This is a genomic window from uncultured Algibacter sp., from assembly GCF_905480415.1.
Classification (GTDB): Bacteria; Bacteroidota; Bacteroidia; order Flavobacteriales; family Flavobacteriaceae; genus Algibacter_B.
Genome location: NZ_CAJQQI010000103.1, coordinates 1 through 7,992 on the forward strand (window position 1 = coordinate 1; position 7,992 = coordinate 7,992).

Sequence of the window (7,992 nt, forward strand, 5' to 3'; positions counted from 1 at the left end):
GGTTCATGTTAATTTACCTAATGATAGGTTTATGAGCTCCTTAGAAATTGAGCAAAAAGCAGTTAATTTCTTTACAAAAGCAGAACGCAATTTAACTAAAATGAAAGATGTTTATTATGTGTGTGATTATACAGTTGAAGAAGGTGTTTTAAATTGTGCCAATAAAATTGGAGCAGATTTAATAATTGTGCCCACGCATGGCAGAAAAGGATTAGCACATTTCTTTGAAGGTAGTATTGGTGAAGATGTAGCAAATCATTCTACATTGCCGGTTATGACATTTAAGATTTAAATAGTTTGCCATTCCTGCAAAAACAGGAATGATAAAACTTAGTTCATTTGAATTTCAGAAAGGGACAAAACATTAAACAATTTGGCTTTAGTTTTAAAGAAACTATTCTCAATTTCTATAGCTTTTAATTTTGCGTCAATCAATTTTGATTCTCGCGAGTTCACTAGAAATAATGAGCTTTCTCCTAAAAAGAACTTACGTTCTTCTGCAGATAGCATTTTTGAATAATCATCTACTATTGTATCTGTGTAATCGTTTTGTATTATGTACGAATCCAGCTCTTGACTAATCGCATTAATCTTGTTTTTAAGACCCACTCTGGTATTCTGAATTTCAAACTTAGTGTCTTGCAATTTTATTTTTGCTAATTTTAAATCACCGCGTTCTTTTCTTAAGAATAAAGGAAAACTCATATTTACTCCGCTTTTATATGCTGAGGTACTAAATGAGCGTGAAACTTCTGGAGTTTGCGATAAAAAGTTGTATTGCAAATCAATTTGAGGTAATAAATTGTTCAGTTTTAAACGTTTTTCAATATTTAAATTTTGAAATTTATAATCTAGAGATTGTAATTTTGGGTGATTTTCAATATCGAAACTTTCAATATCCAAGTTAGAAGTATTTAAAGTTAAATCAATAGTATCAAATGTATTCGCATCAGGAATGATACGGTCTTTAATTTCAATAGGTGTGTTAGCATTCAGCCATAAATAGTTTGATAACTCTAAAGATGATTTAACAAACGTAATTCTAGACTTTTCTAAATACAGCTTTCTATTGTTTAAAGCTATACGCGCTTCTAAAGTATCAATAGCTGGTTTATCACCAACTTCAAAGCTCTTTTTAATACCAATAAAACGCATTTCGGCATTGCTTAAAAAGTCTTCATAAACTCCTTTTTCATTATATGTTTTTAACCAATTAAAATAGGTGACTGTAGCATTGTATAAAATGTTGTTAACTAATAACTGCCTGTCAACTTGCGCCTGCTTTACATACAATCTAGACTGTCTTAACATGGCCATTCGACTGTTAGTTAGTAAGCCTCTCGCAACAGGAACAGAAACACCAGCACTATATAAGCCATCTTCAGGAATAAAAGCTTGCGGGTTAAGAAAGTCTCCTGTGTTTTCTTCAAAATTTCCTTTTAACTCGACACCAAACCAGGTAGGGATTTTAAAAGAAGCATTTAGTCTGTCGTAATATTCAGTATTTTTAAATTTCTTTCTATCGTAATCAACTTCTAATTTTGGGTCAAAAGCACCACGGGCTTTCATCAGTTTTGCTTCACTTTCATTAATAATCAAGTTGGCTTGTTTCACAATAGGGTGAAACGACTTAACATAGCCTAAATATTCAGATAACGACATTACTGAAGTGCTATCTTGAGCCGAAACTAAACCACTAAAGCAGAACAAAATACTTAATATAAATGCTCTCATTATTTATCTTTTTTTGAAGCCGTTTTATTGCCTTCAGGTTGATAATAGTTAGGAGGGAAGCTGTTAATTTGTCGCCATAATTCAAACCAAATTGGTACATCTTCTAATAAGGCAATGGTTCTTGCGCCAGAACCTACTCTAATGGCTTCTGGCCAAGTATGATCGTCCTCATCTGGAGCGAGTAATACTCTATATTTGCCATTATCACTGATAAAACGTTCAATAGCAACTACTCTTGCGCCATAAGTTCCATAAGATACATTTGGCCAACCGCTAAATACTATGGCAGGCCATCCATCAAACTGAACACGTACTTTTTCGTCTATATGGAGTAATGGTAAATCAATAGGTCTTACAAAAGTTTCAACAGCTAAATCATATTTTGAAGGCATAATGCCAACTAATTCTGCTCCTTCTTTAATGGTTACCCCAATACCGCCAGTTAAAACTTTATTTATAAATCCATTTTGTGGCGCAGTGACATACAAGAGACTATTACGCTTTTTGTAATTACTATATGTGTTTTCAAGTTTGGTAACTTGTGCTTGAGTATCAAAACCGCTAGATTTCGCTGTAAACATATCGCTTTGAGTTTTTGAAATTTTATCAGTAAAAGCAGCATTCGTTCTTGATAATTCTAATCTCGCATTAATGACTTCATTTTGACTTGCTAAATATTTGTTTTCTTGCGAAATAAATTTAGCCTGAGTTGCTTGAAGTTTTAAGCGTTTTTCTTCTACATCCTTCACTGCTTTTAAACCTTCTTCCTGCAAAGTTTGAATACGATTAAATTGTGTCTCTGCAATTTTTAAATTTGTTTTTGAAGCTTCCAAATCAATACTATCACTTTTTACTTTGAGGTGCGATTGTATCAATTTGTTTTTGGTCTGTTCGAGCTTTAATTTTTGTTCATTTCGTAAAGCTGAAATTTGTCTATTCAAAGCATCAACTTTTCCACCATAAGCAGTTACAGACGATGATTTAGCTTGTATCTGATCGTTGGTTCTTTCCATGAGTCTATCATCGAAATAATCACTTTTCACTTCAGATATTCTTAAAATGGTATCACCTTTTTTTACTTCATCACCTTCTTGTACAAACCACTCTTCAATTCTTCCTGGTATTTGGGATTGAATATGTTGTGGACGCTGATTTGGTTTTAAAGTGGTTACTATGCCTTGGCCTGTTATATTTTGAGTCCAAGGTAAAAACATCACAATAAATAGAATAATAGCTGCAGCCAATAAAAACCTGTTAAAGTATTTGTAATACTGAACATTCATGATATTTTTTCCAGACTTATAATCAGCTAAGTCTATTTTTTTATTCAATTGATTATGGGATATATTGAGCATAGCTTAGTTGGTTTTAGATTTGATTTGGCCTTTTTCTAAAGTGATAATTTCGTTACATTTATCTGTCCAAACAGAACTAAAACTAACTACAACGAGTGCCCAAGGTCTGTCTTGATGTGATAAATAATCTACAATAGCTTTTGTTTCTAATCTATTAAATCTATCTAAAGCATCTTCAAGAATTAATACTTTAGGTGCTTTTAAAATAGCGCGAGCCAAAACAATTTTTTTAGATAATGAGTAAGACATTTGTTTCCCATCAGGATAAAGTACCGTGTTTAATCCTTCGGGTTGTTCTCTTATAAAAGATTTAAGACCTACGATATCAAGTACCCCATAAATATTTTCATCAGAAATATTAGAATTACCAAATGTTAGATTTTCTCTAATGGAACCTTCAAAAGGATTCTCATCAGATAAGGATAACCCTAATTGCGACCTATAAAAGTTTAAGTGTAAACTATTAATAGACATATCGTTTACATAAACATGACCCGATGTAGCTTGAATCACTCCAGAAATTAATCTTAATAAAGTAGATTTTCCAGAACCACTTTCACCTTTAATTAAAATTCTACTTTTTGAATTTATTTTTAATGAGATATCTTTTAAAATATGCTTATCTCTATTGCCGACTTCATAAGTAACATTTTCTAACTCAATACGAATACCTTTGCTGAATTGCGGTGTTTCTCCTTCTTCATTTTCTAAGTCTTTATCAACGATTTGCCCTATCTTTTCTAAGGAAGTTAGGGTGTCGTAAAATGATTCTAAGCCTAGAATTAATTTTTCAACTGAAGCAATAACTAATAATATGATGATTTCGGCAGCGACAAATTGCCCAATATTCATTTCTTGATTTAACACCAAAGCACCGCCTATTAATAATAAACTGGCCGTAACAATAACCTTAAAAGTTATCATTTGAATAAACTGGAGCATCAATACTTTAAAGTGACTTTCTCTTGCCTTTAAGTAGTTATTCACTAAATCGTCATTTTTGTTTACACCCAAACTAGTGCTCCCCGATGATTTAAAACTAATTACTGAACGGGCGATTTCCTGAATCCAGTGTGCTACTTTGTATTTGTTTTTTGATTCTTTTAAACTGGTTTCCAACCCCTTTTGTGCTGTGAATTTGAATACCACAAAAATGAGAACGAGCAGTAAAAGCCCAAATACAATAAAGAATGGATGATAAAAGGATAGCAGAATTAACGCAAATAGAATTTGTAAAACTGCGGTTGGCACATCAATTAAAATTTTTGATAAACTCTTTTGTATGGTTAATGTATCGAAAAAACGATTTGCTAATTCTGGCGGATAATAGTTCCGTAATTCTGACATTTTTATTTTTGGAAAACGATAGGCCAATTCAAAAGACGACCGAGTGAATATGCGTTGCTGTATCGTTTCAATAATTCTTAATTGCATCAATTGTAATGCTCCAGAAAAGGCGACACCTAGTGTTACTATAATCACTAATATGACCCAAGAAGTTGAGATTTGAGCACCTTGAATTAAATTAATAATCGCTTGAATTCCCAATGGGAGTGATAAAGCCACAATACCAGCAAAAATAGCATAGTAAAAAATTTGCAGGATATCTCTTTTTTCCAATTGAAGTAAACCAACTAAACGTTGCCAAGGGGTCATTTGTTCGTGTTCCATAGTTAGGATTTCAAAGTGTTAAGTACTAAGTTTTTCATGAAATTGGTTGGGGAAAGACTGTCGTTACAATCGGTAATGGACGTAAAATGGTCTTTTAAAAAGTGCTGATGTAAACTTCCTTCAAGAATGGTACTAGCAAGACTAGAAGGGAATTTATAATCTGGATTTATAGTCTTTATCATATCTCTTAAACGATGCACAATACGCTTATAGATTACGAAATAACCATCTTTGTTTTCTTGATCTACCTCTTTGGTTAAAAACGATTTAGAATTTTCGTTAACCATAATTCTATTTAAAACCACTTCATTGACATGAGAGAAATTTGAATCTTTTTTTATAGTTCTCGTAACAATTTCAATAGCCCTTTCAAGTTTATCTGCTGGATTTAAACTATGAGTTTCAAATACCAATTGATACTCAATCCATGCCCAATACCAAGATGATAAATAAAGTAGCAACTTATGTTTACTTTCAAAATAGCGATAAATAGAACTCTCGTTTGACCCAATTAAAGTACCTAGTTTTTTAAATGTAAAACTGTCAAAACCAATCTCGTCTATCAAGATAATACTGTGTTCCACAAGGCGCTTACCTAAAGCAGAAGTCTCAGGGTCTTTTACGTAGATTTTCTCTGGTACTGCAATCTTTAAATTTGAAAGTAATGAATCCATAATTAATAATATATATTGCAAATATAATAGTAATACTATTAAAATAGAAAATAAAACTATCATTTATATCAATGTGGAATCAATAAATACTATCAAATACTAGAATTAATGTGTAACTAGTTGATTTCTAAATAAAAAAGTAAAGACTAATTAATGACAATCCACTCCATTAGAAACCAACTCATAAACAGGAGCAGGAGAGAGATAAGGAATTCCAAGACCTAAACCGCGAAGAATAAATAAAGCACCAATTAGAATCACAAAAACCGGAATTGCCTTTTGTATACGTTGTCGAGCTTTGCCTTTTAAAAACTGACTAAAATAAATTGCAGTAGTCATTAACGGAATAGTACCTAATCCAAAAACGGCCATATATAAAATACCATTCAGTGCATTTCCACCGGCAATAGCGGCAAATAGTGCCATGTAAACTAAACCACACGGTAAAAAACCATTTAAAAAACCAATAGTTAAAAACGTATCCATAGTTTTTTTCTTCATGGCAGAGCCTAAAGCAGATTTAACTTTTGAAATCAGTCTATAAATAGGTTTTGAGAAATTATACTTGTTAAAAGTTTGCTGCGGAATTAAAACGACTAAAATCATTAAAACACCAATAATTATAGAGAGCTGCTGCTGAAAGCCAAAAATATAAAGACTCTTACCAATCAATCCAAAAACAAGACCTATAATGCTGTACGCTAATAATCTACCAAAATGGTAAATGGCAATTTGTGTTATTTTTTTAAACGTACTAGAGCGGTCAACTGGCAGCATAAAAGCTATGGGTCCACACATGCCTACACAGTGAAAACTCCCTAATAGCCCTAATATAAATGCCGAAACAAGCATACTAATAATTTATAGATTCTTTAAATAAATAAGATTTTCCCTTATATTGCCAATCAATTTTAATGTTCCAACGACCATCTACCAAACGTTTGTCAGGTATGAGCAAATTAGAATTAGACAATGAAATAGCAGTCTCAAAGTCTAGTTGTTTGTTAGATGGTCTATATAGGAACATATTTCCTGTAATTTCTTTGTAATTGAAAGCCTCTGGAAACTTTAAAAGCAATCCATCAGTTGTTTTTTTGTAACTAATATTAGTGTCTAAAGTCTTAGAGTTTTTCAATTTATCAATGTCCTTTTGGTATTTTAATTCATCGGCATAATAATCTTCACTTACCAAATCATGATTGTATTTATCATCCACATTCATGGTAATAACAAAGTAGAGGATGAACGATATAAATCCTGTAAATGCTAATATAATTCCAGTACCCCAATTAATTTTCATGATTTCTGTTTTTTTGTCATCCTTAACTTGTTTCAGGATCTCCTAATTTATTTTTTGGCATTCCCCTTTCGGGTCGTGCTTTCCGTTATACCTACCTGCCGGCAGGTAGGTCTTTTTTTTCGTGCCTCAAAAAAGGATGCTACTTCAATCCTTAATGCACTCATCTGCCAAAATCAGTCTCTAAGCTAAGAGCTATTTATAACTCCTAGGTCCTAAAAAATTAGCCGTAGTCGTTTCAATTAATTGGGCATTTTTATAGACACCAATTTTTATCTTATTTCTATCTCCAGACAGTACCGAATTATTTATTTCAATAAATAAAGTTCCCTGAGCAATTCCTTGACTTGGTACGACAAAATCGGTCCCAGTGGAAACCAATTTTAATACACCTTTATGAGATATTAATTTAAAATTCACATCATTAATATCCTCACTAGTTTTGTTAACTAATTTATAAGTAAATACATTGCTAATAATGTTATTATCTTTATGCTCATATAACTGACCAGGCAACCTTAATATGTTCGCTTCAACATCATTTCGTAAAAACATCATACCAATTAGCAGACCAATCATAATACTTAAAACAGCAATGTAGCCTTTAATTCTAGGAGTAAATTTAAAAAGTGTTTTCTTTTCAATATTCTCTTCGCTCGCGTAACGTATCAATCCTTTTGGAAGATTAATACTTTCCATAATATGGTCACATGTATCAATACAAGCTGTACAATTGACACATTCTAATTGCGTGCCATTTCTAATATCAATTCCTGTTGGGCAAACATTTACACATTGTAAACAATCAATACAATCACCATGTCCTAAAGCGTCTCTGTCTTCATTTTTTCTAAACTTTTTTCTACCGTTTTCCGCTTCACCACGTTTATAGTCGTAAGCGACAACAATAGATTTGGTATCTAATAAAACGCCTTGTAATCTTCCGTAAGGGCAAGCAATAATGCAAACCTGTTCTCTAAACCATGCAAAAACAAAGTAAAATACTGCTGTAAAAATTAATAGCGAGATTAAAGTGCTAACATGATTAAATGGCCCATCTGTAATGTATTTAATAAGCTTGTCACTTCCTATTAAATAAGCTAAAAATACATTCGCAATAATGAACGAAATAATAAGAAATATGAATTGTTTTAATCCTTTTTTTCTAATTTTTTCGGCATCCCATTTTTGTCTATCTAGTTTTCGTTGTTTATTTCTATCACCTTCAATCCAGTATTCAATTCTACGAAAAACCATTTCC

8 protein-coding genes are annotated in these 7,992 nt (G+C 32.1%); 1 reads left to right on the forward strand and 7 read right to left on the reverse strand.

Annotation, left to right across the window (positions count from 1 at the left end):
• A partial coding sequence (locus QZ260_RS07315) for a universal stress protein (RefSeq protein ID WP_295984560.1) occupies positions 1-292 on the forward strand: 292 nt, incomplete at its 5' end.
• Between the two features lie 38 nt (positions 293-330).
• Here the strand turns inward: QZ260_RS07315 and QZ260_RS07320 are convergent.
• The 7 genes from QZ260_RS07320 to ccoG all read right to left on the reverse strand — a co-directional run.
• Positions 331-1,734: a TolC family protein gene (locus QZ260_RS07320; RefSeq protein WP_295984562.1), complete on the reverse strand. Its 1,404-nt coding sequence runs from the start codon at positions 1,732-1,734 to the stop codon at positions 331-333.
• On the reverse strand, positions 1,734-3,089 hold the full coding sequence (locus QZ260_RS07325; protein WP_295984564.1) for a biotin/lipoyl-binding protein: 1,356 nt from the start codon (positions 3,087-3,089) through the stop codon (positions 1,734-1,736). The genes QZ260_RS07320 and QZ260_RS07325 overlap by 1 nt, the downstream gene beginning before the upstream one ends.
• 3 nt (positions 3,090-3,092) lie before the next feature.
• Positions 3,093-4,760 (reverse strand): ATP-binding cassette domain-containing protein, encoded by a 1,668-nt coding sequence (locus QZ260_RS07330; protein WP_295984566.1) that lies wholly within the window; start codon positions 4,758-4,760, stop codon positions 3,093-3,095.
• Positions 4,761-4,762: 2 nt separating this feature from the next.
• Positions 4,763-5,434, reverse strand: a complete 672-nt coding sequence (locus QZ260_RS07335; RefSeq protein WP_295984569.1) for a TetR/AcrR family transcriptional regulator — start codon at positions 5,432-5,434, stop codon at positions 4,763-4,765.
• A 150-nt stretch (positions 5,435-5,584) separates the two neighbouring features.
• Entirely contained in the window at positions 5,585-6,286 is a 702-nt protein-coding gene (locus QZ260_RS07340; protein WP_295984570.1) for a sulfite exporter TauE/SafE family protein, read from the reverse strand.
• A gap of 1 nt (position 6,287) precedes the next feature.
• Entirely contained in the window at positions 6,288-6,734 is a 447-nt protein-coding gene (locus QZ260_RS07345; RefSeq protein ID WP_295984571.1) for a FixH family protein, read from the reverse strand.
• Positions 6,735-6,926: 192 nt separating this feature from the next.
• Positions 6,927-7,992: cytochrome c oxidase accessory protein CcoG (gene ccoG, locus QZ260_RS07350; protein WP_295984573.1), on the reverse strand; the 1,066-nt coding region annotated here is incomplete at its 5' end.